Here is a 26,719-nt window from a genome sequence, read left to right as displayed (position 1 = left end):
TACTTCAGAAGGAGTGAATCGAATGAAATGGTTGAAACGAATAGCCGCTCTGTTGATGACAGGCAGTTTGCTCACAGGAAGTCTGGGCTTGGGTACGGAGGCATCAGCCGCGGGTTCTTACACAGCTGTGGCCGATCCCTCGAAGCAATATCAGACCATCGAAGGATGGGGAACATCCCTTGCCTGGTGGGGCAAAGTGGTTGGAGAGTACTCCAATCGGGACGAGTATGCAGAAAAGATGTTTAGCCCTGCCAACGGGCTCGGTCTGAACGTCCTTCGTTACAACATTGGAGGCGGCGATAATCCATCATCCAATGTTTTGGAATATCGCAAAGCTGTGCCGGGATATCAGCCTTCTCCGGGCGTATATGACTGGAATGCAGATGCGAATCAGCGGTACATGTTACAGGCTGCCAAATCGTATGGAGTCAACGTGTTTGAAGCCTTTGCGAACTCTGCACCCTACTGGATGACGATCAGTGGAAGTGTATCCGGTGCAGCGAATGGCGGCAATAATCTCAAGCCGGATTACTATGATGATTTTGCAGATTATCTTACGGAGGTTGTGAAGCATTTCAGAGATAACTGGGGTATCACGTTTGACACAGTTACCCCGCTCAATGAACCGATCTCGACATGGTGGAAATTGGGCAATGATCAGGAAGGCATGCACTTTGACCGCGCAGATCAAAACACGATTCTCAGTCAGGTGCAATCCTCGCTTGCAGCAAAGGGATTGTCCACGAAGCTGAGTGCGCCGGAAGAATACAGTCTGGATGATTCACCAACTTCCTTTAACAGCTACAGCAGTGCCGTGAAGTCGGCTATCGACCAGATCAACACCCATACGTATGGCGGCAGCAATCGCACAGCTCTGCGCAATACAGCGACATCTGCGGGCAAGCATCTGTGGACATCTGAATACGGGGATGGCGATGCAAGCGGGTTGACGATGTCACGTACGATCCTTAAGGACATGCGAAACATGGGCGCAAGTGTGTGGGTATACTGGCAGGCGGTGGATAGCGCCGATGGCTGGGGATTTTTCAAAAACGTACTGAATAATACCCAAACCACCAGCTACACTGTGAACCAGAAATATTATGTGATGGGCAATTACAGCAAGTTTATTCGTCCGGGGTACAAGATTATCGGCATGAGTGATGCCAATACGCTTGCTGCCTATGATGCTGATTCAGGTAAAGTAGTGCTGGTGACCACCAATTCGGATTCGACAGATACAACGGTGACCTATGATCTGAGCCGATTTACAAGCCTTGGGTCTTCCGCTCAAGCTTATCGTACATCTTCTACAGAGAAGTTGCAGCAATTGACCAACATCAACATTCAGAATAAAAAGTTCACAGCAACAGCTAAAGCTAACTCGGTCACGACTTATGTCATCTCTGGTGCAGCATACAATGGTAGTACAGGATATGAAAGCGGGGCCATCTACAAGCTGATCAATCGAAACAGCGGCCTTGCTCTGGATGTCAACGGAGCTTCAACTGCTGGAGGTGCAACCATCATCCAGTGGAATGACAATGGAGCGGCCAACCAGCAATGGAAGCTGGAGGCGGCTGGAAACGGTTATTATAACATCCGCAATGTAGCCAGCGGGCTTTTGCTGGATGTGAATTCGAGTTCCATGCAGGGGGGAGCTGCACTGATCCAGTGGCAGGATAACGGCGGCAACAACCAGCAGTGGCTGCCCGTGGACGTTGGGGGTTATCTCGTTCTTGTGAACCGCAACAGTGGTCTAACAGTAGATATCAATCAAGGGTCCATGAGTGCGGGGGCTTCAACGATCCAATGGGCCGACAATGGCGGGGCCAATCAGCAATGGAGCCTCGTTAAGGTCAATTAGCTTCTGTCCATGTTTGGAGCAGCATCAGGAGGTGAGGATGGGGAGAAGCATCATTTGAAGCTATGAAAAAGCCGCGGTGCTCCGCGGCTGGATGAAGGCCGATCATGATCCGCCCTGTGTATGAGCAGGCTAACCAGAATGTGCTGGTTAGCCTGTTTCGGTATGTTTGACCGACTTGGTGTGTCATCCTTCCGTCATCTTCATTCTTCGTTTAATCCGGCTTCCAGCGCTTTACCAATGGCTTCCAATCTGGACGTGACGCCAAGCTTGCTGTATATGCGATTGATGTGTGTTTTTATGGTGCCTGTCCCGATATTCATGCGGCTCGCAATTTCACGGTTTGCATGTCCATGTGACATATGGATCAGTACCAGCCGCTCTTTCGGGGTGAGTGAAGCGATGGTTTCCATCAGGTGGGGGGCCGTGGAATCCTGCCCGAAAAGAGGGCGGGGATTGAAGGCCTGAAGCACCTGCTTCACATAAGAGGTGGACGGTTTATTTCTGATGCTCCGTTCATGACTGGGCTTCAGCTGCATATAGGACTGGATCAACCCGGCTGAGGCAGCATTCTCTTGCAAAAACAGGGCAATAAAGTCTTCGGCCTCTGCCAGATGAAGCGCTTGGCCCATATAGATCAGTGCGGCATCCATTCGTCCCGAGCCGGAGAATGCCAGTGCATGAAGCAGATTGGCTTCAATGGCTTCGATGGGGCGTTTCTCCTGTTCAGTCAGTTGATCAAGCCGTTCAATCAGCGGCAGGGCCTGCTCTGTTTTGCCCATTCGGATGAGAAATCGTGCCAATTGCAAATAGATATGCAAATGATAGATGGAGATGGGATCTGTGACAGCAAGTTTCCACCGACCAATCCAGTCGATGGCCTGTCTGGTATCACCATTCATCAGGAGCATGCGAGCGAGCTCTGCCTGCACGTGAATGACGGCATCATCCATCTGCTGCTCTTCCAGTTCAGCCACTGCTTCGTTCAGGTATTGCACCGCTTCTTGATGCCGTTGCTGAAGAGTCAGGCTGCGCGCCATGTAGATCCAGCCGGGAAGGCGGATGCTTGCGCGATGTTGTGTATCTTCAAACTGATCAGCGGCTTCCATGCCCAGTTGAATATAATGCTGTGCTTGGTCCATTTCATTCCAGTGATAGTGCAGCTCGCCGAATCCAATATAGAGCCAAGCCAGCACAGGTTGATTCAGATTGCGCATCAGTTCGATAATGTGCAGCAGAAAGGGCTCTGCGATAGACTTGGCAAGCTGTCCGAGTTGACCACGGAATGCACCAAGCATGGTAGGATGGGCTGGCCCTTCAAACATACCAAGAATGAAGTTGCCCATATGGGGAAGATGCTCCTGGAACCGCTGAAGATGGTTCAGTGCAGCCAGATTGTTCTGTTGGTTGAACGTCGAGTAGAGCGAACGCATCAGCACCAGATTGCCGGATACCGATTGACGCTCGGTTTCAGTCCAGTTCGCCCCGTCTGAGGCAAGCCTGCGTTCCATTTTGCGCAGCTCGGATTCAAAGCGTATACTTTGGCGTCCGAACAGGAGCGAGAGTATATAAGAGAAGTGCAGGGTGGGACGGGCAAGCAGCACGTATTCAGGCAAAGCCCCCAGCCAGCCGCCAATCGTCGACCATTCACGCATGAGGGTACGATCCGCCATGTTCTCCAGCAGATCGGCCACCTGATCATAATCGCCTGCGGCTAGCCATTGCTCTATGGCTTCTTCGGGCATGTGCTGCGACATGCACCACTCGGCAGCCCTGCGGCGTCGTTCATTCTCCCTGCCGGGATATAACTTCATGAGCTGAGCGAGCAAAAACGCGGAGAACAGGGGGTGAAAACGATACCAGCCTCCTGCATCATGTAGCGGAATCAGAAACAGGCCTGATTTCTCGGCTTCTTCCAGCATAATTCCGGGCTGCGGATGCTGGCTTATGGCTCCGCACAGAGCGGCGTTGAAGCGTGGCAACACACTGCAGTCCATCAGAAATTGCTGCATTACCGGAGCAAGGTCGCGGAATACTTCCTCCAGCAAGTAGGATTCAAACAAGCGCGGGTTGCTCGTAAGCTCTTTGAGCACGTGGTGTGAGCTATGCTTTTCCATCGCGAGAGCAGCAAGCTTCAATGCAGCAATCCAACCCTCGGTACGATCCACGAAAGAACGTGAGGTCTGTTCGGGTAGCTCCAATTTCATCAGATCACGGAAAAACAATATTCCTTCTACCTCCGTAAACCGCATATCATCGGCTTCAATCCGCAGGACCGCCTGTTCAAGCTCCAGTTTGGCAAGTGAAAGATCGGGCAGTTCACGGCTGATCAGAATAACATGCAGGCTGGCAGGCATGAATTCAAGGAAATAAGCAAAGGCGTGCCTGATTTCATCCGCCTGAATGAAATGGAAATCGTCCAGCACGATAACCAGCGGCCCTGCCATTCGACTGAGTTCATTCAATAGATATACCGTCGCCATCTCGTTGTCGCCACTGAGGAGTAGGTGGTTGAACGCGTTAATCTTCACACCGAATTCAGGCAGAGCAGTTTGAATACCGGCTGCGATGTATTGCCAGAATCGGATAAGCTCGTTATCTCCGGCATCCAGTGATATCCACACCAAGGGCTGTGTGATCTGGCTGCACCAGCGGCTGACCAACGTTGTCTTCCCATATCCGGCAGGCGAAGTGACCAGCGTTAATTTTCGAAAAAGTCCTTCAGCCAGTAGATGATTCAGACGTTCACGCTCCAGTGTGGGAACATGGAGGTAGGGCAAACTCAGCTTGGATTGAAGGGTCATCAACATATATGTTTCCTTTCCTGATCTTTCGGAGTATATCCCCCATAATTCGACAAAAACACAGGAATTCCTCTTCATCTGCTTGTCCTTCCGAATTCACGCATGCTATATTGGAGAGATGTGAGGAGATGAGGATATGAAGCTGGTGTCCTGGAATGTCAATGGATTACGGGCATGTGTAACCAAAGGATTCATGGATTATTATAACGAGAGTCAGGCCGATATTTTCTGTGTGCAGGAGACCAAGCTGCAGGCAGGACAGATCGAGATGGATCTGGGAGAAGACGTGTATCAATACTGGAATTATGCGGTGAAAAAAGGATACTCCGGTACCGCCATATTTACTCGAATCAAGCCGTTATCCGTCTGGTACGGGATAGAGGAAGACAGCGAGCCGGAAGGCCGGATGATTACGCTGGAGTTTGACCATTTTTACCTGATCAATGTGTATACCCCCAACGCGAAGCGGGATCTGACCCGACTTCCTTACCGACTGGAATGGGAGGATCGATTCCGGGAATATGTGCTGCAATTGGAGCAGACCAAGCCGGTGATTATGTGTGGAGACCTGAATGTAGCCCATCAGGAGATCGATCTGAAGAATCCAAAGTCCAATCTGGGCAACTCGGGATTTACGCTCGAAGAGCGAGCCAAGATGACCGATCTGCTGGCTGCAGGGTATGTGGACAGTTTCCGCCATCTGTATCCGGATCGGACGGATGTGTATAGCTGGTGGTCTTATATGCCGAAGGTCAGAGAGCGGAATGTGGGCTGGCGTATCGACTATTTTCTGGTGTCCAATCAACTGACTTCGAAGGTGAAAGACGCACATATCGATTGTCATGTCATGGGTAGTGATCATTGCCCGGTGGGTCTAACACTGGAGCTGTAGCTGCAAGATGGCCCGGGAAGAAGTCGGTTTATGATCATTAAAAAAGGGCTACCGCAAGTTTCCGTCATCGGAGATTTGCGGTTTTTTGGCATGTTATCCATCCTCGCAGGACAGGAAGGCTTAACATCTTTTTACGCCACAGGTTGGGGGAAGAAACTGGACTTTGGTTGGGGAACGAACTGGACTCTGGATTGTTCCGTTTCCACCAGTTCTTGGGTAGGATTGAAGCATACATATAGATGAACCTGGGAGTAAGGGGTAGAGGATGAATGAATAAAGGATTACATCGAGGATTGAAAGTGCTGGGAGGGCTGATGCTGGCCGCAGGACTTGTACTGCTAACGGGCACGGCATATGAGGCTTATCAATCGACGCAGGATATGAAGGCTTATTCCCCATCAGGCACATACGACGAAATGAGCGGTTACAATATGGATCTCTATACAGCAGGAAAAGATGGCGCAACGATGGTGTTTGCCTCAGAGTGGGGGGTGCCTAACCCTATGGATTTCAGTTCGTTGTATGAACCGTTGAAGCCGCATGTGAAACTTGCAATGGATGATCATCTTGGTTATGGGTACAGCGACATTACGGATCACCTTCGCGGGTTGGAAACCGTGACGGAGGAGATTCATCCGTTGCTGCGAGTATCCGGTCAAGTAGCCGCAGAATTTCTGAAGATAGCGCACTTGTTCAATGAGTAATGAGCGGGAGAGCTGGATGAAAAATATAAGCATTGTCGCCCGCTTTCTGTCCATCCTATTGGCAAGCTGCCTGTTATCCTTAACGGTTTTGATCGTATCGGTTGTAGGGGCAACGTCCCCTGTAAATGCCTTTCCTGATATGCATTCGATTGAACATGATTAGAACAAGGGGGAACGCGTTTAGCAAAATGCCATATCGAATTTCTGTTGAAATAGCCTTTACCTACTGGAAACCTGACAAGTTACATGGTATGTTATATCATTATACTAGAGTAGTAGGCAACTATAGATGAAGACAGGAGAGGATTGAACATGATTAAAGTTGGTATCGTAGGGTACGGTAACCTGGGTAAAGGTGTGGAGAAAGCCATTTCACAAAATGAGGATCTGGAACTGGTTGCGGTCTTTACGCGTCGTAATCCGGAGCAGATGGTCGCTGAAGGCACAGAGGTTCGTTTCGAGCATATCTCTGCGGCTGAGCAATACATAGGCAAAATTGATGTCATGATTCTGTGCGGCGGCTCGGCAACGGATCTTCCAGAACAGACGCCTGCCATCGCCAAATTGTTCAATACGGTAGACAGCTTCGATACACATGCCAAAATCCCTGAATTCTATAAGGAAGTTCATGCTGCGGCAGAGCAAGGCGGACATGTGAGTGTCATCTCGACAGGATGGGACCCGGGCTTGTTCTCGATGAACCGTCTGCTTGCGCAATCCATTCTGCCAGAAGGCAAAGAATACACATTCTGGGGCAAAGGGGTCAGCCAAGGGCATTCGGATGCCATCCGCCGTGTTCCAGGTGTTAAAGCTGGTGTTCAGTACACCGTACCTGTCGAAGAGGTGATTAACCGCATTCGTGCCGGGGAGACACCTGAACTGTCCACACGCGAGAAGCATTTGCGTCAATGCTATGTGGTGGCTGAAGAAGGCGCCAATCAGGATGAAATTCGTGAAACGATTGTATCCATGCCGAACTATTTCTCGGATTACGATACTACGGTGACGTTCATTACTGAGGAGCAGTTAAAGGCTGAGCACGAAGGCATGCCGCATGGCGGGTTTGTCATTCGCAGTGGAGTTACAGGCGCAGGCCAGAAACAAATTATTGAATTTGGTCTGAAGCTGGACAGCAACCCGGAATTCACAGCGAGCGTGCTTGTGGCGTATGCCCGAGCTGCACAGCGTCTGAGCCTGGAAGGGCAGAAGGGTGCGAAGACGGTATTTGATATTCCGCTGGGTCACCTGTCTCCGAAGTCGGCTGAGGACCTTCGCCGCGACCTGTTATAATACAGTGGTGCGTGCAAGTCACAGGACGTTGCATTTGAACGGCTTGTTATCCTTTGTAAAATAGAAAATAGTAGCCCGCCCTTCGTCTAAAGAAGGACGGGCTATTTGCTGTACAATCCTGCTCTACGCGTATTGGCTGAATCATGCCTGTGACCAATGCTCAGGCATATGCAGATGGACGGGCAGCTTGGTGCGGGCGTTACCCTTAGCTGCATTGATCTGGGATTGCGTCAGGAAAATACCGCCGGTCAGATCCGCTCCGCCAAGATGGGCATCACGCAAGTCGGCACCGATCCAATCGGCATGTCGCAGGTCCGCATTGCGCAGATCACAAGCGATCATCAGAGCACCCCGGAAGCTGGCGCCTCGCAGATCAACCCCTGCCAGATTCGCTCCTAAAAAGTCTCTTCCAGTACGTCTTTGGCTCTTCGGCTTTCCCTTTCCATGTTCACGACTCGTGGGTGGTACACTGGCGCGTACCAATGTACTTGCCTTGACCAAAAGCTCGTTCACCATCGCACGATGAGCTGGAATGTCCAGGCGCAGCAGGGCCGATGGTTCCAGATTGGCAAGTTGATGTATCTCCTCATATCTTTCTCTCAGAGCCGCATGAAGTGTAGACGTTTCCGGCCGCATCAGCATTTCATTCAGATAACTGAGCAGCTCGTGAAGTTGTCTCAGGACAGGCAGGCAATCGAACATCTCGCTTGCGGATTCCGGATGATCTCGCCAATCTTTGCCTGCATAGGTTATCTGGGACAGCTTCTGTCCGGCGCCAAAACAGTCATACACGGTGCAGCCCTTGAACCCTTTTTGCCGGAGCTGGGTATGGATTCCGCAGCGATGGTCTGTACGCAGGTTGGGACAGGGAGTACCACTGGATTTATCAAAAGCAAAATCGGATGATTTGCCGTAGGGCAAGGCAACACAGCACAGACCGAAACATTGCTCGCAGTCCGCGCTCAAATGAGGACTGGCTGTGGTGGCGGATGGTTGGTTAGACAAAATGAACACTTCCTTTAATAGTCAAAAAACAGATTGAATCAGTTCAGTACCACTTTACCATTACACTGGGATTCGATCAATTCGAATCAGGGGTTTTGTTTTCTCTACCGGGGGGTAGACGCCGGCATTGCATTTTAATCTTAAAATAGGGTTATTCAATTTGCAGGTACTACACTGCTGGTCATGTGGGGGAGAAAAAATGCGGATAAGAAAGACGGGAATTAGTTTGTGGATTGCAGTATTGGTGACAGGTCTGTTATATGGGTATGGACCGAACGTGCATGCCGACGCCGGTGGTCGAACGTGGGAAGTGGATGTAACCAGATATGACGGGTTTTCGGTCATTGATGCCAAGCCAACGCAGGATGGCGGATATATTCTGGCAGGCAGGAGCGGGAATCAGAGTGCGCTGCTGAAAACGGATGCTGAAGGTAAGGAGTTATGGCGTAAACAGCTGACCGAGGGTACGGAGCCGAGATACGATGTGAGAGCTGTTATTCCGCTGCGGGACAATGAGTACATGTATGCAGGAATCGATAACAATGATCTGAATCAATCCGTCATTGGCAAACTGAATGCGGATCAGGAGATTGCCTTTTCTGTAATGGTCGAGGGCAGTGTAAGCTCCTTGCTCAAGACAGATCATGAACTGATCCTGCTAACCGGTTATCGGCGTTCTGCAAACGGTGAACTGGACCCGATGGCAGTCATGCTGAATCCAGGAAGCAGTCAGATATTTAATACAACCTATGCGCAGCCCTATAATCAATTTATACACGCCAGCCTTCGTTCCTTTAAGGGCACCCACCTGCTTGGAGGCTCGACCCAACAGGATGGAGTCAGCTGGTATACCGATGCGCTCCTGACAGAAGTGAATGTGGCAGGTGTGCAGGTCAATCAGAGAACATATGGTACACCAGATGCAAGCGAAACGATTGAGGCTATGGCACCGGTGAATGATTTTGGGTATATTCTGACGGGAAATGTGGTTATTGGCTCTAAACAGGAGATCATGCTGCTTAAACTGGATGCCAATCTGGACCAAGAGTGGATGAGGACATATCCTGTAGGAAACCATGGTGTGGACGTAAAGCTGGCTTTTGAAGGGGGATATGTGGTATCAGGCACGGATAGCGATCTGAACATGCTTGTATTGAAAACCGATGAAGTAGGCAATATGCAGTGGGTTCACCACCTATCCGAAAAGGGATCAGGTTCAAACACCAAACAAAACCCTGATGGGAGTTACTCGTTTCTAGGCGGGGATGACAATGGTGGATGGTATGGCCTTCGGGTTGCTGCGCCGGAACAAATTGCCGTGGACGATCAAGCCAATCTTATTGTAGGCACAACGCCCGACATGGAGTTTTCAACCAATGCTGGGGTGAGCTATACTTCCTTTGCCGTTGAACCATCACCGATTTTCCCCGGGAATGAAGAGGTGTGGGTAAGGTATCGGAAAGACAGGGAACAAGGTTATGGTGCGGGCCAAGTCCGGGTTCTACAATTTACTGCCAATGCAGCAGATGCCCGTTTACACAGGCTGGCTGTCAATGGATTGCCCTTGACCGGATTCGATCCCGAGCTTGAAGAGTATACAATTCAAGTCTCGAAGGATGCATCATCCATTACGGTAACAGCCAGTACGTATGAGCCCACTGCCAGCCTGCTTCTTGATGGACAGTCTGCACAATCGGGCCAGGGCATAAATGTGCCTGTAATTGCGCCAACGCAGGACGTCGTTATTGAAGTTACAGCGGCGGATAGGATCAATCAACGAAATTATACCCTGCATGTTGTTCAAGAGACTGATCCGGCTACAGGGGAACCGGGAGGGCCCGAGAACCCCGAGAACCCGGAGAACCCGGAGAACCCGGAGAACCCGGAGAACCCAGGAAATCCAGGGAATCCAGGGAATCCAGAGAATCCAGAGGAACCCCCTGTGCAGCCAGGGAATCCATCTGAACCATCGGTTCCAAGTGTTTCCTCATCTCCAGTGGGACAGCAAAGTACATCGGCTGCACCTGCCATCTCGTCCAATTTAACAGGGCTGAACGTTTCGCCAGGCAAACTTGAACCTGCATTTTCCCCGGAGCAGTTTCGCTATCAGCTAACATTGCCAGCAGATACCTCGACGGTAACCCTGCATTGGCCTGTGATCGGACAGAGTATTATGGTGAACGGCTCCCCGGCGCAGCAGGGCAATATTACGCTGGTGAACCTGAACCCTGGCAGCAATCCGGTTACGATCGGTGTCAAAGGCTTGGATGACGAGGCCAAGGAATATTACGTTAATATCGTTCGGGGTGAGACGGTGACTTCTGAATCGGAAGGCTCTGTTTCAGGTGTGGATCTGTCTAACGTTGAAGGCCAGCCGGATTGGGCTGATCGGGCGATGGCGCTTGCTGCTCAGATGGGTATCATCCAGGGATATGGGGATGGCAGCCATCAACCGCAAGGAATGCTTACGCGGCTGGAATATGCGGTTATGCTTCAGCGTATACTGCATTTGCGCGTGAGTGAAAAAGGCACAACGGAGAGCGGCTTCACTGATCAGGCATCCATCCCGGCTTGGGGGATGGAGGCTGCATCTGCGATGAGAGAAGCAGGCATTATGCAGGGCTACCCGGATGGGCAGTATGGGCCTGATCATGCCGTGACCCGGGCAGAGATGTCAGCCATTATGGTCAGAGCCTTTGGGTTGCAGCACGAATCGGAGGAATCCACAGTAACGCCATTCAAGGATATGGATCAGGTAGCCCTTTGGGCCCGTCCCTATGTGCTGACCCTGCAACAGCTCGGTATTGTCCAAGGGAGACCAGGCCATACATTTGCTCCACGGGATGTGCTTACACGGGCTGAAGCGGTCATGATGCTGCTTCGGATGCAACAGAAAATGAATTAATCCATGAACGACAATATGAATGAAAATAACCGACTTCCATCAGAAGAAGTCGGTTTATTTTCGTTCTCCCCGGTAAAGGGCAATTATTCTCCGGGTGAGCTGACGAGAGGAATACAGGATCTGCGTTCCACAACTTCGGTATTGACATAAATATGGGCACCGCTATTCTCCCGATTATCCAGATGATCAATAATCAGCTTTACGGCAGTTTTGGCCAGGATGTCCTTTTTTACGTGCACAGTGGTTAGCTCGGGACTGATGACTTTGGCTTCGAAAATATTATCAAATCCCATCACGGAAATATCCTCAGGCACGCGAATACCAATATTTTGCAACGATTTGATTGCACTGATTGCCATATAATCATTCTCACAGAAAATGGCCGTAGGCACTTCCTGAAGCTGTTGGATAGCCTGCTGGAAATCTTCCTGTGGCATAACTCGCATGGGATGCAGATCAAACGTCAACGACTCATTCACGATCAGATCATGCTCTGCCAGCGCAGCTCGGAATCCTTCCTCCCGTTTGATGAAATTCGGAATGCGAGTGTTGGATTTTACATAGCCAATGTGGCGATGACCCAGGTTAACGATATGTTTGCCTGCCTGATATCCGCCCAGCGTATTGTTAATGGAAACAAAATTGGCGTCCACATATTCGAAGCATGTGTCCAAAATGACAACGTTGGCATGAATGGATTGAATGTGTTGAATCATCGGTGGGGTCAGATTGGTACCCAATAACAAAATACCCGCCGAAGGCTGTTCCTTTTCCAAAACTTCAAGTTCGTGCTGTATTCGCTGAAGATCAATAGATGAAATGATAAGTGTATTTCCATGTTGCTTGACCTGCTCCGTGATATGGTGAATCAACTCATTGAAAAAGGGGAGTGTATCATAATGTTCCGTTACGATATCCGTATTTTTACAGGCAACAAAACGAATAATCGCATTGGGTTTATAGATTTCTTTTCCAGTTTTAGCCGTTCTTGGTTTATATCCGTGGATCTGTGCAATGTTCAGTATATGTTCCCGTGTCTGTTCGCTGACGCCAGGTTTATTGTTAAACGCAAGAGAGACAGCTGCTTTGGACACGCCAGCCAGCCGCGCAATATCATCGATCTTCAAGAGACAACCTCCTAAATGGACTGCATACGCTCAGTATACCACGATTCAAGCTAAAATTTCAGTTGTTTACTAAACTAAACTTAACTAAAAAAAATATGTATTTAAGCTAAAATTATGATTGACTGTTTATGAATCAAGTGTTAATATTCAATTGGAAAACGCATTCATTGTATTGAGGATGACTTAAATCATATTAAATTAACTAAAATAATCTATTTAGTTTAGTGAAGAAGGATGGGGTGAAAAGATGGCTGTTCAAGTTGCTGCCAATCGCCGAACGTTAGAAAAACAAGGGAAACCTTTGTTTTATTTGGCGGATACTGTGTGGAGTGCGTTTACTAACGCCACGCTTGAAGAATGGGAAGAGTATTTGGATTATCGCAAAATGCAGGGATTTAACGTATTACAGATCAACATCCTGCGTCAGTGGGATGCCAGTGGATCTGATCTGGAGCTGGAACCCTTTGCTCAGCAGGAAGATGGGACAACTGATTATTCGGTCTATAACGAATTTTACTTTGACCGTGCTGAAAAGATGGTTCGCATGGCCACAGAACGTGGATTTACATCCGCGCTTGTGCTCCTGTGGTGTAATTATGTGCCGGATACATGGGCTACGAGGTTTCAGAAGAATAGCAAAATGCCGTTGGGGGCTGTTGAACCTTACGTGACTTATGTCGTCAATCGCTTCTCTAAATATAACCCAATTTATCTGGTCAGTGGTGATACGGATTTCCCGTCCGACGTGGCGAATACCTATTATCAGACTGCACTGGAAACCGTCAAGCGGATCAGTCCGTCCAGTCTGACCACGCTGCACATTCAAGGGAGATTGCGAGACATTCCGGAGACGTTTGCAAACCATGAAGGACTGGATTTTTATATGTATCAATCCGGTCATAACTCTGAATTCCAGGCCATGGCTCATGAGCTTGCAGAGCATTTTTATAATCAGACGCCTGAGCGTCCGGTGATCAACGGTGAACCTTGTTATGAACAGATTAGTTACAGCCGCAACGTGTATGGGCGATACTCTGCATTCGATGCTCGTAAGGCGGCGTGGCAGAGTCTGCTTGCCGGAGGCGGTGCCGGGGTCACGTACGGAGCACACGGCATCTGGAGCTGGCACAAAAAAGGCATGTCTTTTGGCATTGTGGAAGGGGAAGGTTTCGATAGCCCCTATGACTGGAGATCGGCTCTTCGCTTCGAGGGCGCGTGGGATTATTCATTTATGAAATACCTCTTTGACCAGTATCAACTGGTCGGTGTGAAGCCGCTGGATATCGTATTGAACAAGACGAAGGAAATTCGTGCGGCAGGCAATGAGGATACCATTGTTCTATACGTTCCGGTCAACACGAAGGTACGACTGGATTTTCCGGTGGAGGATTACGAGTTTACGACCATTGATCTGGTCCACCGCCGATTTGCTCAGACAAATCCATTCCGCGAGAACGAGTGCGGGGTCATTCCAATGCATATGTTTGAACATGATACGGTAATCATTGGTACACGGAAGTAAGGGAGGCCCCAGCATCAGGCTGAGATATGGCATAGAGAGATTTTACATTATAGATGGGGTGAAGGTATGTGGAAAATCGGTATCGTAGGTACGGGGTACTGGTCAGAAAAACACATTAAGGCTTGGCAATTCATTGCGGATGCCGAAATAACAGGAATTTGTGATCGCGACGCTGCAGCGCTGAATGAGAAATCGGACAGGTTCAACATTCCGGCAGCATTCCGGTACTCGGATGTGGCAACCATGCTTGAAGAAGCAGATCTGGATGTGCTGGATATAATCACGCCGCCTGACACACATCTGGAACTGGTGAAACTGGCTGCTGCTGCAGGCAAGCATATCATGTGCCAGAAGCCGTTTGCGCGTTCCATTGAGGAGGCCGAGGAGATGGTACGAATTGCGGAAGAAGCAGGCGTACGTCTGATGGTGACGGAGAATTGGCGCTGGCTTGAACCGTTTCAATTGATCAAGAAACTGCTCGAGGAAAATACGGTGGGTCAACTGAATACGATTCGTTATATCCATACGGATTTTTATTCCCCAAGATTTGCTCCGGAACAGGAACTGCCACAGCCTTTTTTCAGGGACATGCCTCATTTGTTGTTCTATGAGATGGGTGTGCATTGGTTTGATACCTGGCGTTTCCTGTTCGGAGAGCCTGAGCGTCTGTATGCAGAGACAAGGAAGGTAAGCGAATATACGCTCGGCGAAGACAGTGGCATGGTTATGCTGGGATACGGGGAGTATGTCGGGCTGATGGATATGAGCTGGGCGACGCGTCGTGAGCTGAGTGGATCTTTGCCGGAGCAAGTACTTCCGGATCATAAGGAGCAGCTCATCATCGAAGGGGATAAAGCCACGATCAAGCTCTATAAAGACGGAAGGTTGTCCATCATCGATAACGCTGGCAAGGAGAAGGTGTATGCTGAACGAACGGAGCTGAACTACGAGGATAGTCACCGTAAACTTCAATCCCACTTTATTGAATGTTTGAATACAGGGGCGGAGTTCCAGACCAGCGGTTCGGATAATGTCAAAACGCTTCGCTTGGTATTTGATACGTATGACAGTGCGGCGAACCACAACGTTCAACGGTATGTAGAGGAGCAATAATGTCCATTAATGAACTCGTCATGATCCTCATTGCGTTTTTCCTGGTGCTTGGTGCTGTGGACAAGGCATTCGGGAACCGGATGGGACTCGGAGTGGCGTTCACGGAAGGCATCATGGCGATGGGCTCACTCGCCCTGGTCATGGTGGGAATTGTCTCACTTGCGCCTGTTCTGGCGAGTATGCTCATTCCGCTCATCTCTCCGCTGTATGAAGCGATCGGTGCCGATCCGGCATCGTTCGCCAATACCATCCTTGCGGTCGATATGGGAGGATACGCTTTGGCGGGACAGATGGCACAGAGCGAACAGGCAGGTCTCTTTTCATGGGTATTCCTCGGGACAATGTTTGGGCCAACACTTGTGTTCACGATCCCCGTTGCGCTGGGCATTCTGGATCGGGAGGATCATCCGTACTTTGCCAAGGGCGTCCTCATCGGCATCAGTACAATTCCGATTGGCTGTCTGATTGGAGGAATGGTAGCAGGCATTGGTTTTACGATCATCTACCGAAACCTGATTATCCCCGTGATATTGTCCATCATCATTATGATTGGCTTGCGCTTTTTTATGAATCAAACGGTCAGGTTGTTTAACATATTTGGAAGCGGTATCACCTTGCTGTCCCTGGTTGGATTGGTGGCCATCGCCGTAAAAACCCTCACGGGCTTCGCGGTGATCCCGAACATGGCTCCGCTTTCGGAAGGCATTACAACGGTAGGGACAATTGCCATTGTACTGGCCGGGGCTTTCCCCATGGTGGCTGTGATCAACAAAACCTGCAAAACACCGCTTGAACGCGCAGGCCGATGGCTGAAGCTGGATGCGCCTACCACAGCCGGGCTTGTAGCTTCACTGGCTCATAATATCCCGACATTTCAGCTGGTTAAAGACATGAACCCAAGAGGGAAGGTCGTCAGCATTGCTTTTGCGGTCAGTGGTTCTTTTGTATTTGGAGGACATCTGGGTTTCGTAGCGGGCATGGACAAATCCATGGTAACCGCCATGATTGTGGGGAAACTGGCGGGTGGCATCTGTGCAGCGATCGTGGCGGCATGGGCTACACCGGTAAAGGCTGGAATAGGTAATTAAATCAACTAACAATGTTTTACGATATTTATTTCTTCTTAGTAATGACTTCCTAAGAAGATACTATGGCATCCACATAAAGGAGTATATGACATGAATCACGACAAAACAGCAAAGGAAATTCTCAGCGCCGTCGGTGGCAATGATAATATCAATAACGTTATTCATTGTGTGACCCGTCTCCGATTTACCTTGAAAGACATGCAGGCACCAAATAAGGAAGAGATCAAACAGATTGATGGTGTACTTACCGTTGTGGAGGGTGGAGGGCAGTTTCAAGTCGTCATAGGGAATGAAGTACCTAAAGTTTATGAGTCCCTGTTGAAAACGATGGGAAGGGATCCGGCTGCATCACCTTCGGGAGATACAGCTCAAGGTGAGAAAAAGGGTTTGTTCAACCGCTTTGTTGATGTAATCTCCGGCGTGTTCCTGCCAGTCGTGGGGGTACTGTCAGCTGTAGGTATCCTAAAAGGACTACTTGCCCTGTTCATTACGCTGAACTGGCTTACCGAAGAGATGAGTACGTACAAGATATTGTATGCAATAGCAGATGCCCTGTTTTATTTCTTCCCGATTCTGCTTGGATTCTCAGCAGCCAAGAAATTCGGAGGTAATCCATTTATTTCGGCAACCCTTGGTGCAGCGCTCGTCTATCCAACCATGATAGCAGCATTTACGGATGGCACGGCCATGTCATTTCTCGGCATTCCGGTTGTTCTGATGAATTATACACAATCCGTTATTCCTATTATTGTCGCTTCCTACCTGGCCTCGAACTTCGAGAAGTGGCTAGGGAAGATTACGCCTCCCTCCATTAAAATGTTCTTTGTACCGCTTGTTACACTTGCTGTCATTACACCGATTGTTTTCCTGGCAGTTGGTCCTGTGTCAACACTTGTAAGTGATTATCTGGCTGACGGTGCAATGTGGGTTTATAAGCTTAGCCCGATTATCGCAGGATTGATTCTGGCAGGGATCTGGCAAACGGTCATTATCTTTGGACTGCACTGGGCATTTATTCCGATCCTGATCAACAACCTCACCACAAACGGCTTCGATCCAATTAACGGCATGCTGTTCTGTACCACGTTTGCTCAGACTGGGGCGTCGCTTGCCATTGCGATTAAAACACGCGATAAGCGACTGAAACCGATTGCGACCTCAGCAACTATTGCTGGGTTGTTGGGGGTAACGGAGCCAGCAATCTATGGCGTCACATTGCCGGCCAAAAAGGCATTTATTATGGCTTCAATCGCAAGCGGTATCGCCGGGGCTTTGGCTGGTTTCATGGGTTCGACTGCGTATGGTTTTGCGGCTGGTGGTGTATTCGGTATTCCGATCTTCATTAATCCGTCAGGAATGGATACCGGATTCATTGGGTTCATCCTGTCTGTTCTTATTGCTTTTATATTGGGCTTTATCCTAACCTACATGTTTGGTTATAAAAATGCAGCCCAATCTGCTCCATCAAACCAGGAGCATGCCGAGAAGGCAGAGCAATCGTCTGCTTCCAGCGAATTCGTTAATGTTTCTTCCACTGCTTCAGCTGACTCTGCCGCGGAATCGCTTGTGGAGAAAACCGTGTTTAGTCCGCTTACGGGTAAACTGATTCCGTTGAAAGAGGTGGGCGATGAGGCATTCTCCAGCGGAGCCATGGGGCAGGGAGCTGCGATTGTACCGACACAAGGCGTGGCTTATGCACCGTTCGATGGTGTGATTGTGACCATTTTCAAGACGAAACATGCCATTGGTCTGTTGTCTGAAGATGGCATTGAGATTTTGATTCATGTGGGTATTAATACGGTGAGTCTCAAGGGCAAACATTTTACTTCTTTTGTCTCCGATGGGGATACGGTTCGCAAGGGAGACAAGCTCGTGGAGTTTGATCTTGAAGGCATCACAGCTGCAGGTTTGGATACTACGACCTCTGTTATTGTATCGAATACAGCCGTATATATGGATATTCAGGCGAAGCAGCAGGGGCAAGTGAACCAAGGTGAAGCTCTGATCACTGTAAAATAAAGGGGTGCCAGACAGTTCAGCAAGGCAACGACGAAAAATAACAGGAAGGTCCATTCCCAGATTCATCGGGAATGGACCTTTTTTTATGTAGTTGCAAGGGCTGGCAGCATAAATAGGAACCGGCACTGATATGATAGATAGAGATAAAAAATAATTTGCAAACTTTATGTAAGTTACTTGACTAAATAAATTAAGTCACTTATATTTAATACAGAGCTAACCAACTAAACGGATGCAGGATGGTGTAAATATGGGATTTATGGATAAGTTATTCGGAAAAACAAATAACAATACACAAGAGGAGGAAACAATCATGTCGAAATTGAACATTGGAATTATTCTTGGGAGTACACGTGAAGGGCGGTTGAGTCCGCAGGTCGGAGAATGGGTGAAACAGATTGCAGATGCACGTGGAGATGCCAACTACGAAATCGTGGATATTGCTGATTACAAGCTGCCGTTATTGGGCGAAGCCGATGCAACAGAACAGGCTGCTGCCTGGAACACGAAGCTGGCGAGCTTGGACGGGTTCGTGTTTATCGTGCAGGAATATAATCACAGCATCTCGGCATCGCTGAAGAATGCATTGGACTATGCCCGGGAGGCATGGAACGATAAAGCTGCAGGGATTGTCAGCTATGGCTCGGTAGGCGGTGCACGTGCTGCAGAACATCTGCGCGGCATTCTCGGAGAATTGTCGGTTGCGGACGTACGTGTTCATCCGGCATTGTCGTTGTTTACGGATTTTGATAACGGAACGTTCAAACCGGCTGATCTGCATTTGACCAATCTGAACGGCATGTTGGATCAAGTGTTATCCTGGAGCGGAGCGTTGAAAACCATTCGTTCATAAGCCATATTGTCTGTTAGATAGCCGCCATTTAGGCGGCTTATTTGTTTTAGTAAGAATAAAGACTACATTGTATCTACATGTTCTGTTGAACTTTTATACGGTTCGCTTCAGTTAAAAGAAAAATGAAAAAAGGACAGCTCTCCTCATGGGGGACTGCCCTTCATCAATAAAGGTAAGATTAATTCTGATGTTACACACTCTTCGAGTCAACGACCCAATTTCTTGAAGTTAGACGATACCTTGCGCGAGCATGGCATCTGCCACCTTCAGGAAACCAGCGATGTTTGCTCCGGCAAGCAGGTTACCTGCACAGCCGTACTCATCCGCTGCCTGAACACAGCTAGTGTAGATGTTCGACATAATGTCATGCAGCTTGGCGTCCACTTCTTCAAATGACCAGGACAACCGCATGCTGTTCTGTGACATTTCAAGGGCGGACACGGCTACTCCGCCAGCGTTAGCCGCTTTCGCTGGCCCAAACAGCACGCCTTCTTTATGGAAAACGTCAATCGCAGCCAGCGTGGAAGGCATATTTGCTCCTTCACCAATCGCTTTAACTCCGCCTTGCACGAGCAATGCAGCAGCCTGTTCGTCGATTTCATTTTGCGTTGCACAAGGCAGTGCGATATCACAAGGAATAGACCAGATGCCTTCACAGCCTTCAGTATAAACGGCATGCGGATGCTCTTTAACATATTCGCTGATCCGCAGACGATCAACCTCTTTTAATCTTTTCACTGTATCCAGATTGATTCCTTGAGCATCATAGATGTAACCTCCAGAGTCACTACATGCTACAACAGTAGCTCCAAGCTCTTGAGCCTTCTGGATAGCATAGATGGATACATTACCTGAACCGGAGACAACTACCGTACTGTCCTTGAAGCTCAGTCCTTTGGATGCCAGCATCTCCTTCACAAAGTACACACATCCGAATCCGGTAGCTTCCTTACGTGCAAGACTTCCACCGTATAGGAGTCCTTTACCTGTAAGTACGCCGGCTTCATGTCCACCGCTGATGCGTTTGTACTGTCCGAACATATAACCGATCTCCCGTGCACCTACACCGATGTCGCCGGCAGGTACGTCCGCATCGGAACCGATATATTTGTACAGCTCCGTCATGAAGCTCTGGGTGAAACGCATGACTTCCAGATCTGACTTTCCTTTTGGATCGAAGTCGGAACCGCCTTTACCACCCCCGATGGGCAGGCCAGTCAGGGCATTTTTGAAAATTTGTTCAAACCCAAGGAACTTAACAATTCCCGAGTAAACGGAAGGATGGAAGCGAAGTCCGCCTTTGTAAGGCCCAATTGCGCTATTGAACTGAACACGGAATCCGCGGTTCACTTGTACCTTACCTTGATCATCTACCCAAGGCACACGAAACGTAATGACACGTTCTGGCTCAACAAGCTGTTCAAGCAAGCCATTCTCCCGATATTTCGGGTGAGCTGCAATGACAGGAATAAGCGAGTCCAGGATCTCTTTGACAGCCTGATGGAATTCACTTTCCTGTGGATTTCTGGCGATAACCGATTCGTAAACGGAATGAACATACTCTGCGGCAGTTACTTGAGTTGAATCCTTAGTTATAGTCGACACTTTTTCGATGCACTCCTTTATTGTGTTAAAGTCCTGGGATGGCTATTTGTATAAATTGCATAAAAGTTTGTAGTTAAATATACAGGAAACCAAATAAAAATACGAGATGAAAATCCATAAAATGTTTTTTATGACGTTATTAAAATCTTCTATGGATCTGTCATATGATGTAAAGGTTAAGTTTGGAAGCTGGATGGACTGCCCTTTTATCGTTATATAACACGAAGTTAACGGAATAGACTGGATTAAAAAAATTGTTTTGGTAAGATGGTAGTAAGACCTCGGTATCCGTGGTTTTTTTATCTATATGAAGGAGGAGTACAACATGATGAAGAAAAACATGCGAATCAACATGGAGAACAGGGCTTGTATAGGAGGTGAGATCTATTATGAACCATAGGTCTACTCGCCAAAACTGCAGAGAGAAGCTGGTAAACCAGCTGATTATATTGGGTGAAGAGAAAAGAACATTTCTCGACGCCTATTTTGACGTGCGTGATCCGGAACGTTCCCAGATGGAGCGGCTGCTTGCGGCTTATACGACATGTGTGGAGGAACTGCTCCTCGGAACAGACGAAAATCTGGACTCGGTGGTACTCATTGGCAGTTTGATTCGTTTTGAATACGTTGACTTCCACACATCCGATTCGTTCACGATTGTTATGCCGGACGACGCGGATCCTGATGCGGGATGTATTTCCTTCCTTTCCCCTGTAGGTCGGCAATTACTGCTTGGACACAAGGGGGAAGTGAGGTCGATTAACATACCGGCTGGCTCCATGCGGGTTCGCATTACGGATATTGTGTTGAACAATGAATCCTTGAACCGGATGCCGACTGGGGGTGCAGATCATGCACTTTAAAGAGACGGATTTGCCGGGAATTGGACGTAAGTATTGGCTGCATACACGCAGCGGTGAGCATCTGGTCATCGTCATCCATAATGATGAGCGACGTGACCTGTTTCACATGGAATCAGGCGATTCGCCTGAAGAACTGGGAGACATGGTGTCACTGGTCACACTGGATGATGATGAGGCACGTGCGGTAGCGGCTATTGTCGGCGGCATGACGTACAAACCAACGTTTCAGGATGAGCGTGAAGTGATGCTGGAGGGACTGTTAATTGAATGGCTCCGCATTGAGCCACATTCAGAGAGTATAGGAAGAACGATCGGAGAACTGAACATCCGCCAGGCAACAGGAGCAGTTATTCTGGCTGTGGTGGAGAAGAACAAGACGAAGCAGTTTAATCCGGGTCCAGACTATACCTTTACCGCGGGGGCTACGATTGTTGTCGCCGGTGAACGGGATCAGATCAAACTGTTAAAACGGTTGTTATCCAATGGACGGCTCTAGCCTATGGATATGCTCATATTCGAAGTGGGAATTGCCGTTGCGCTGATTACACTTACGGGGCTGATATCTGCACGATTACGATTTTCGGTCATTCCTTTCTATATTCTGATTGGTATGGCAGTTGGACCGCATGCACCACAGATTGGCATTGTAGATTTGCGTTTTATCGAAAGCTCGGAATTTATTGAATTTATGGGCAGGCTGGGCATTCTGTTTTTGCTCTTTTATCTGGGACTTGAATTTTCCGTCTCCCGCCTGATGAAGTCAGGCAAAGCCATCCTGACCGGAGGTATGTTCTATGTTGGACTAAATTTTGCTTCCGGTCTGCTGCTGGGATGGTTCATGGAGCTGCCCCTCAAAGAGACATTAGTTGTCTGTGGTATTATGACGAGTTCTTCCACAGCGATCGTGGCTAAAGTACTTGTGGATTTGAAGCGCACGGCGAACCCGGAGACGGAGATTATTATGGGGATGATCATGTTTGATGATCTGTTCATCGCCATTCATATCTCGATTCTGACGGGGCTTGTACTTAGTGGGGCTACCTCATTCCTCAGCGTCTTGCTTGTATCCCTGTCTGCGCTGCTCTTTATTGTGTTATTTCTGATTATAGGCAGGAAATGCATCAAGTATATTGATAAGGCGCTTAACATCAAATCATCGGAGTTGTTCCTGCTTACCGTCATGACACTGCTTTTTCTGGTGGCAGGTTTCTCGGAAACGCTGCATGTAGCCGAGGCGATTGGAGCTCTGATGATGGGGCTGGTTCTGGGGGAATCCAGACATGCCAGCCGAATTGAGCATCAGATCATGCCGTTCAAAGATTTCTTTGGTGCCATCTTCTTTTTCAGCTTTGGCCTGACCATTGAGCCTTCATCCCTAGGCGGGGCGGTTGGAATGACTGTTATTGCCGTTATCCTGACCATTGCCAGCAACTACGGTGCGGGCATGATCGCGGGCAGATTGGCCGGGATGACACCAAAGGCTTCTCTCAATGTGGGGTTCACGCTCGTTTCCCGGGGAGAATTCTCTATCATTATGGCGAACATCGGTAAGGCAGGAGGCCTGATGGCGTCCATTCAATCTTTTGCCGTGTTATACGTGTTGATTCTGGCAGTACTTGGCCCGATTCTGACGAAAGAATCTCCATGGATTTACGGACAGTATGTTCGATTCAGGAATCGACTGAGGGGAAAAGAGACAGGTTGACACTGTTCCATCTGTTGTGACGTCCGTGAAACAGGCAGCTTAACACTCAGATGCAAACACATAAGTTCCTTGATTCACAGATGATCCATACACGCCACACTGCTTGGAGTAGTAACTCTCTCCCGGGTGTGGCGTTTATTTGCAGCAAGTAAGGTACTATCCCTACATTGACAGATGTATGAAGGTTGTTGTACAAAGGGGTAAGCTTATACGAATGCTTATAGATGTTGCTTAATGAAAGGTCGTGCAGTGCACGGCTTTTTTGGATTATATAGGGACACGCTCATGCAACCTGAATGAATTGATTTGTAACAAGAGGAGAATGAATTGCAATGAAGAATCTGCCCTCATATCAGACAACACATCATTATTGGAAACAGTATCAAGCCTTTTTTCACGAAGAATTCAGGCTGGGGAACCATGCTAATCCTGAAGAGGAGTGGTGGGAATCGAACGGGGTTCATCTGCACATCGATCGGCTGCCAGCGCCCGAGTCGCCGATCAAAATTCTGTTCATTCACGGAGCTGGAGGCAATGGCAGGTTGCTCGCTCCCTATGCCCGAATGTTGCAGCTCCGAGGTTACGAGGTAGTCTCGCCAGATCTTCCACCGTATGGGCTGAGCTATCCGTTGCCTGGGACACGTCTCAATTATGAACTATGGATCAAGCTGCTTGTTTCACTCGCTGATCGTGAATATAGGAAAGATGGCAAGCCAATCGTGGCGCTGGGAAGCAGCATCGGAGGCATGCTCGCTTATCACACGAGTGCACGCAGTGAGCACGTACAAGGCTTGATCGTAACAACATTTGTGGACACAAGTGATGCTGATATGCGTGACCAGCTTGCACCGAACCGTCTGGTTAGCCGCTGGGGTAAACGCATGATGGATCAGTTCCCGGCTTTACTGGATCATATACGAATCTCTGTGAAGCAAGTATCGCGTATGCAACTGATTACCAATAATCGGGATTTAACCCGACTTATTATGAATGATCCACAGGCGGCAGCGACGCGCGTCCCGCTGGAACTATTAAGAACATTCCTGAATAAGAAGCCGGAGGTAAACCCGGAAGAGTTTGACCAATGTCCCGTATTGCTGGTTCACCCCGAACTGGACTCGATGACCCCATTACGGTTCAGCCATTCTTTTTTTGAGCGATTGAAAGTGGAAAAGGAATGCGTAATATTGGAAGGGGCAGGTCACTTCCCGATCGAACAGCCTGGTGTGAACCAATTGGAAGAAGCGGTGTTACGATTTCTACATAAGATTCAATTATAAAGGTCATGAAAAATCTTCAGATGAGACAGGTATTCGTATTATAAGTACTGAAACACCTTCTGCTTAAGGGAGTTGGATTTGGATGTTTTCTATCTGAACTGCGACACCGCCGACCTGAATCTGTGTGACTTCATTGGAACTGCCCAGAGTTAATCTGGCTAGGATCTCTGAGGGCCGGTTCATGGTATATCCTTGTTTAATCGTATAAGTCTGATCATGAGGAGTTGGAAGTTGCTGATACTTTTGCAGGTAACATAGCAATGCCCCATTGGATGTACCTGTCGCACTCTCTTCCGGTATATCATAAAGCGGTGCAAAATTACGACATTCTGCCAGAGTGTTCTCTGCATCTGGTTCTAATGCAAACACGTGATAACCTATGACATGATGAGCCTTGCATATTCCAGTGATAAGCTGGAAGTCAGGAACGATTTTTGCCAGAACATCAACATGTTTAACGGCTATCAAGATATCGGGTAGTCCGGTAGATACGATCTGTACAGGTAATTCGGCGTGTAAATCATGTGTAGGAATACCCAGAGAATCTGCAATGTTTTGTCGGTCCACGATCTCTCCAAACTCCGGTAGCGCCTGAGACAGATAGACTTCACCATTGTTATGGACAACCACTTCAAGTATTCCAGCCAATGTCTCCAGTGTGTATAGACCAGCCCCGACGATATGCTGTGCTTTCATTAAATAAAACAAGGCAATCGTTGCATGTCCACATAGATCAACTTCATCACTAGGGGTGAAGTAACGAACTTTGAAATCAGCCTGATCCGATGGCATAACAAATGCCGTCTCTGAAAATCCGACTTGTTTAGCAATCTCCTGCATCTGGGAGTCGGATAAGTGTTCTGCTTGTAAAACAACTCCTGCGGGGTTTCCACCAAGAGGATTGTCCGAAAATGCATGTAACGTACTTACTTCAATGTCCACATTGCTACCTCGCTTGTTCAGTTATTTGGATTCAGCAGTTCTACAGTATACCACAGTTCCTGATCAGGATTGTGAACCCAAACTGCTGCGAATTCGTGAATATAGGTCATCTGAACGTCCGGGAAGGGTAATGAAGAAGGAAAGCATAACGATAATCTTATGGAAAGGCTGGGATCTCTAATGAAAGCAATTGTGATTGAAAAGTTCGGTGGAGCGGAACAATTGAAGGAAAAGGAAATGCCCAAGCCGGCATGTGGAGTGAATCAGGTGCTAATCCGCATTCATGCTACTTCTGTGAACCCGGTGGATTTTAAAGTCAGACAAGGCCATATGAAAGAGGCAGTGGATTCTTTTCCACTTATATTGGGCGGGGATGTTGCCGGTACGGTGACAGAAGCGGGTTCGAATGTCACTAGGTTCAGAGCAGGAGATCGCGTATTTGCCCGTCCTCGTCATTTCGGGGCCTACGCAGAATATGTGGCCGTGGATGCGGACATCATTGCCCGTATTCCGGAAAATCTGAGCTTTGAGGAAGCAGCTGCCATACCGCTAGCCGCCATGACGGCCTGGCAGGCACTTGTCGACCATGGTCGCCTTGCCAAAGGGCAGAAGGTTCTCATTCACGCGGGAGCAGGTGGTGTAGGAACCTACGCCATCCAAATTGCCAAATACCTTGGCGCTGAAGTGGCTTCCACGGCGAGTGAATCGAATGAGGAATTGCTTCGTTCGCTGGGAGTGGACCATTTTATCAATTATAAAAAAGAAGACTTCTCGGAGATTCTCTCCGGGTATGATGTCGTGCTGGACACGATGGGTGGCGACATTCAACGTGATAGCTTCAAGGTATTGAAGGCCGGTGGACATCTGGTATCGCTTGTGGAACAGCCGGATGAAGCGCTGGCTAAGGAAGCAGGTGTAACGGCCAACGTGTTCATGATGGAACCCAAGGGGGACCAACTCGATCAGTTGGCTGAGCTCGCTGCTGAGGGCAAGCTGAGACCCATAATTGATGAGATATACCCCTTGAGTGAACAAGGACTGAGGGAAGCGCACGAAAAAAGCGAAACCCATCATACACGCGGGAAACTGGTCATTCGAGTAGAATAGATGAGGATTACCGCTGAATGTTTAAGTCGGA

General features: G+C 48.6%; 22 protein-coding genes. 17 read left to right on the top strand and 5 right to left on the bottom strand.

Annotation, left to right across the window (positions count from 1 at the left end; all coding sequences use genetic code 11):
- The first annotated feature begins 22 nt into the window (after window positions 1-22).
- Window positions 23-1,867, top strand: coding sequence for an RICIN domain-containing protein (locus JNUCC31_RS06405; RefSeq protein ID WP_192269705.1), 1,845 nt, complete (start codon window positions 23-25; stop codon window positions 1,865-1,867).
- A gap of 200 nt (window positions 1,868-2,067) precedes the next feature.
- Here the strand turns inward: JNUCC31_RS06405 and JNUCC31_RS06400 are convergent, their stop codons facing one another.
- Window positions 2,068-4,674: a winged helix-turn-helix domain-containing protein gene (locus JNUCC31_RS06400; RefSeq protein WP_192269703.1), complete on the bottom strand. Its 2,607-nt coding sequence runs from the start codon at window positions 4,672-4,674 to the stop codon at window positions 2,068-2,070.
- A 130-nt stretch (window positions 4,675-4,804) separates the two neighbouring features.
- Here JNUCC31_RS06400 and JNUCC31_RS06395 point away from each other — a divergent pair, with 130 nt between their 5' ends.
- From JNUCC31_RS06395 to JNUCC31_RS06375, 5 genes are all read left to right on the top strand, one after another.
- On the top strand, window positions 4,805-5,560 hold the full coding sequence (locus tag JNUCC31_RS06395) for an exodeoxyribonuclease III (RefSeq protein WP_192269700.1): 756 nt from the start codon (window positions 4,805-4,807) through the stop codon (window positions 5,558-5,560).
- 30 nt (window positions 5,561-5,590) lie between these two features.
- Window positions 5,591-5,803, top strand: coding sequence for a hypothetical protein (locus tag JNUCC31_RS06390; RefSeq protein ID WP_192269697.1), 213 nt, complete (start codon window positions 5,591-5,593; stop codon window positions 5,801-5,803).
- 26 nt (window positions 5,804-5,829) lie between these two features.
- Window positions 5,830-6,264 (top strand): hypothetical protein, encoded by a 435-nt coding sequence (locus JNUCC31_RS06385; protein WP_192269694.1) that lies wholly within the window; start codon window positions 5,830-5,832, stop codon window positions 6,262-6,264.
- Between the two features lie 16 nt (window positions 6,265-6,280).
- A complete protein-coding gene (locus JNUCC31_RS06380) occupies window positions 6,281-6,427 on the top strand; it encodes a hypothetical protein (protein ID WP_192269691.1) in 147 nt (48 codons plus the stop codon).
- 149 nt (window positions 6,428-6,576) lie between these two features.
- Window positions 6,577-7,554 carry a diaminopimelate dehydrogenase gene (locus tag JNUCC31_RS06375; protein WP_379380852.1) on the top strand — a complete coding sequence of 326 codons (978 nt, stop codon included), beginning with the start codon at window positions 6,577-6,579 and terminating at the stop codon, window positions 7,552-7,554.
- Between the two features lie 141 nt (window positions 7,555-7,695).
- Here the strand turns inward: JNUCC31_RS06375 and JNUCC31_RS06370 are convergent, their stop codons facing one another.
- Window positions 7,696-8,559, bottom strand: coding sequence for a pentapeptide repeat-containing protein (locus JNUCC31_RS06370; RefSeq protein WP_192269687.1), 864 nt, complete (start codon window positions 8,557-8,559; stop codon window positions 7,696-7,698).
- A 199-nt stretch (window positions 8,560-8,758) separates the two neighbouring features.
- Between JNUCC31_RS06370 and JNUCC31_RS06365 the strand changes: the two genes are divergently transcribed.
- Window positions 8,759-11,464, top strand: a complete 2,706-nt coding sequence (locus JNUCC31_RS06365) for an S-layer homology domain-containing protein (RefSeq protein WP_192269684.1) — start codon at window positions 8,759-8,761, stop codon at window positions 11,462-11,464.
- Between the two features lie 83 nt (window positions 11,465-11,547).
- Here the strand turns inward: JNUCC31_RS06365 and JNUCC31_RS06360 are convergent, their stop codons facing one another.
- Window positions 11,548-12,591, bottom strand: coding sequence for a LacI family DNA-binding transcriptional regulator (locus JNUCC31_RS06360; RefSeq protein WP_192269680.1), 1,044 nt, complete (start codon window positions 12,589-12,591; stop codon window positions 11,548-11,550).
- A 247-nt stretch (window positions 12,592-12,838) separates the two neighbouring features.
- Here JNUCC31_RS06360 and JNUCC31_RS06355 point away from each other — a divergent pair, with 247 nt between their 5' ends.
- The 5 genes from JNUCC31_RS06355 (at window position 12,839) to JNUCC31_RS06335 (ending at window position 19,186) form a co-directional block, all read left to right on the top strand.
- Window positions 12,839-14,113 (top strand): glycoside hydrolase family 140 protein, encoded by a 1,275-nt coding sequence (locus JNUCC31_RS06355; RefSeq protein WP_192269676.1) that lies wholly within the window; start codon window positions 12,839-12,841, stop codon window positions 14,111-14,113.
- A gap of 66 nt (window positions 14,114-14,179) precedes the next feature.
- The gene (locus JNUCC31_RS06350) at window positions 14,180-15,226 is read left to right on the top strand and encodes a Gfo/Idh/MocA family protein (RefSeq protein WP_192269673.1); all 1,047 of its coding nucleotides are present in this window, start codon (window positions 14,180-14,182) and stop codon (window positions 15,224-15,226) included.
- Window positions 15,226-16,314 (top strand): ethanolamine utilization protein EutH, encoded by a 1,089-nt coding sequence (eutH, locus tag JNUCC31_RS06345; protein ID WP_192269669.1) that lies wholly within the window; start codon window positions 15,226-15,228, stop codon window positions 16,312-16,314. The genes JNUCC31_RS06350 and eutH overlap by 1 nt, the downstream gene beginning before the upstream one ends.
- Window positions 16,315-16,404: 90 nt before the next feature.
- Window positions 16,405-18,333, top strand: a complete 1,929-nt coding sequence (locus JNUCC31_RS06340) for a beta-glucoside-specific PTS transporter subunit IIABC (protein WP_192269666.1) — start codon at window positions 16,405-16,407, stop codon at window positions 18,331-18,333.
- Between the two features lie 313 nt (window positions 18,334-18,646).
- Window positions 18,647-19,186 (top strand): NADPH-dependent FMN reductase, encoded by a 540-nt coding sequence (locus JNUCC31_RS06335; protein ID WP_192269664.1) that lies wholly within the window; start codon window positions 18,647-18,649, stop codon window positions 19,184-19,186.
- 228 nt (window positions 19,187-19,414) lie between these two features.
- Here JNUCC31_RS06335 and gdhA read toward each other — a convergent pair whose 3' ends face one another.
- Complete coding sequence (gene gdhA, locus JNUCC31_RS06330) at window positions 19,415-20,791, bottom strand: NADP-specific glutamate dehydrogenase (RefSeq protein ID WP_192269661.1); 1,377 nt, start codon at window positions 20,789-20,791, stop codon at window positions 19,415-19,417.
- Window positions 20,792-21,180: 389 nt separating this feature from the next.
- Here gdhA and JNUCC31_RS06325 point away from each other — a divergent pair, with 389 nt between their 5' ends.
- The 4 genes from JNUCC31_RS06325 to JNUCC31_RS06310 all read left to right on the top strand — a co-directional run bounded on the left by JNUCC31_RS06325 (window position 21,181) and on the right by JNUCC31_RS06310 (window position 24,639).
- Window positions 21,181-21,654, top strand: coding sequence for a GreA/GreB family elongation factor (locus JNUCC31_RS06325; protein WP_192269658.1), 474 nt, complete (start codon window positions 21,181-21,183; stop codon window positions 21,652-21,654).
- Window positions 21,644-22,150, top strand: a complete 507-nt coding sequence (locus JNUCC31_RS06320; protein ID WP_192269655.1) for a cation:proton antiporter regulatory subunit — start codon at window positions 21,644-21,646, stop codon at window positions 22,148-22,150. The genes JNUCC31_RS06325 and JNUCC31_RS06320 overlap by 11 nt, the downstream gene beginning before the upstream one ends.
- A 3-nt stretch (window positions 22,151-22,153) precedes the next feature.
- Window positions 22,154-23,359: a cation:proton antiporter gene (locus JNUCC31_RS06315; RefSeq protein WP_192269653.1), complete on the top strand. Its 1,206-nt coding sequence runs from the start codon at window positions 22,154-22,156 to the stop codon at window positions 23,357-23,359.
- Between the two features lie 332 nt (window positions 23,360-23,691).
- Window positions 23,692-24,639, top strand: coding sequence for an alpha/beta hydrolase (locus JNUCC31_RS06310; RefSeq protein ID WP_192269650.1), 948 nt, complete (start codon window positions 23,692-23,694; stop codon window positions 24,637-24,639).
- A gap of 63 nt (window positions 24,640-24,702) precedes the next feature.
- Here the strand turns inward: JNUCC31_RS06310 and JNUCC31_RS06305 are convergent, their stop codons facing one another.
- Entirely contained in the window at window positions 24,703-25,581 is an 879-nt protein-coding gene (locus tag JNUCC31_RS06305) for a PhzF family phenazine biosynthesis protein (RefSeq protein WP_192269647.1), read from the bottom strand.
- Between the two features lie 180 nt (window positions 25,582-25,761).
- On the opposite strand from JNUCC31_RS06305, the gene JNUCC31_RS06300 reads away from it, so the two are divergent.
- Window positions 25,762-26,688, top strand: a complete 927-nt coding sequence (locus JNUCC31_RS06300) for an NADP-dependent oxidoreductase (protein ID WP_192269644.1) — start codon at window positions 25,762-25,764, stop codon at window positions 26,686-26,688.
- Window positions 26,689-26,719 lie beyond the last annotated feature (31 nt).

It is taken from the genome of Paenibacillus sp. JNUCC-31 (genome assembly GCF_014844075.1).
Taxonomy (GTDB): Bacteria; Bacillota; Bacilli; order Paenibacillales; family Paenibacillaceae; genus Paenibacillus.
Note: the sequence above shows the minus strand (reverse complement) of the source record. Positions and strands in the feature narration are given on the sequence as shown.

What these genes read in the sequence shown, in the direction of transcription:
- JNUCC31_RS06385 (WP_192269694.1), top strand. Translation starts at nt 5,830, where the DNA reads ATGAATAAAGGATTACATCGAGGATTGAAAGTGCTGGGAGGGCTGATG.
- JNUCC31_RS06320 (WP_192269655.1), top strand. Translation starts at nt 21,644, where the DNA reads ATGCACTTTAAAGAGACGGATTTGCCGGGAATTGGACGTAAGTATTGG.
- JNUCC31_RS06310 (WP_192269650.1), top strand. Translation starts at nt 23,692, where the DNA reads ATGAAGAATCTGCCCTCATATCAGACAACACATCATTATTGGAAACAG.
- JNUCC31_RS06380 (WP_192269691.1), top strand. Translation starts at nt 6,281, where the DNA reads ATGAAAAATATAAGCATTGTCGCCCGCTTTCTGTCCATCCTATTGGCA.
- JNUCC31_RS06350 (WP_192269673.1), top strand. Translation starts at nt 14,180, where the DNA reads ATGTGGAAAATCGGTATCGTAGGTACGGGGTACTGGTCAGAAAAACAC.
- JNUCC31_RS06300 (WP_192269644.1), top strand. Translation starts at nt 25,762, where the DNA reads ATGAAAGCAATTGTGATTGAAAAGTTCGGTGGAGCGGAACAATTGAAG.
- eutH (WP_192269669.1), top strand. Translation starts at nt 15,226, where the DNA reads ATGTCCATTAATGAACTCGTCATGATCCTCATTGCGTTTTTCCTGGTG.
- JNUCC31_RS06355 (WP_192269676.1), top strand. Translation starts at nt 12,839, where the DNA reads ATGGCTGTTCAAGTTGCTGCCAATCGCCGAACGTTAGAAAAACAAGGG.
- JNUCC31_RS06340 (WP_192269666.1), top strand. Translation starts at nt 16,405, where the DNA reads ATGAATCACGACAAAACAGCAAAGGAAATTCTCAGCGCCGTCGGTGGC.
- JNUCC31_RS06395 (WP_192269700.1), top strand. Translation starts at nt 4,805, where the DNA reads ATGAAGCTGGTGTCCTGGAATGTCAATGGATTACGGGCATGTGTAACC.
- JNUCC31_RS06315 (WP_192269653.1), top strand. Translation starts at nt 22,154, where the DNA reads ATGGATATGCTCATATTCGAAGTGGGAATTGCCGTTGCGCTGATTACA.
- JNUCC31_RS06365 (WP_192269684.1), top strand. Translation starts at nt 8,759, where the DNA reads ATGCGGATAAGAAAGACGGGAATTAGTTTGTGGATTGCAGTATTGGTG.
- JNUCC31_RS06400 (WP_192269703.1), bottom strand. Translation starts at nt 4,674, where the DNA reads ATGTTGATGACCCTTCAATCCAAGCTGAGTTTGCCCTACCTCCATGTT.
- JNUCC31_RS06375 (WP_379380852.1), top strand. Translation starts at nt 6,577, where the DNA reads ATGATTAAAGTTGGTATCGTAGGGTACGGTAACCTGGGTAAAGGTGTG.
- JNUCC31_RS06335 (WP_192269664.1), top strand. Translation starts at nt 18,647, where the DNA reads ATGTCGAAATTGAACATTGGAATTATTCTTGGGAGTACACGTGAAGGG.
- JNUCC31_RS06390 (WP_192269697.1), top strand. Translation starts at nt 5,591, where the DNA reads ATGATCATTAAAAAAGGGCTACCGCAAGTTTCCGTCATCGGAGATTTG.
- JNUCC31_RS06405 (WP_192269705.1), top strand. Translation starts at nt 23, where the DNA reads ATGAAATGGTTGAAACGAATAGCCGCTCTGTTGATGACAGGCAGTTTG.
- JNUCC31_RS06325 (WP_192269658.1), top strand. Translation starts at nt 21,181, where the DNA reads ATGAACCATAGGTCTACTCGCCAAAACTGCAGAGAGAAGCTGGTAAAC.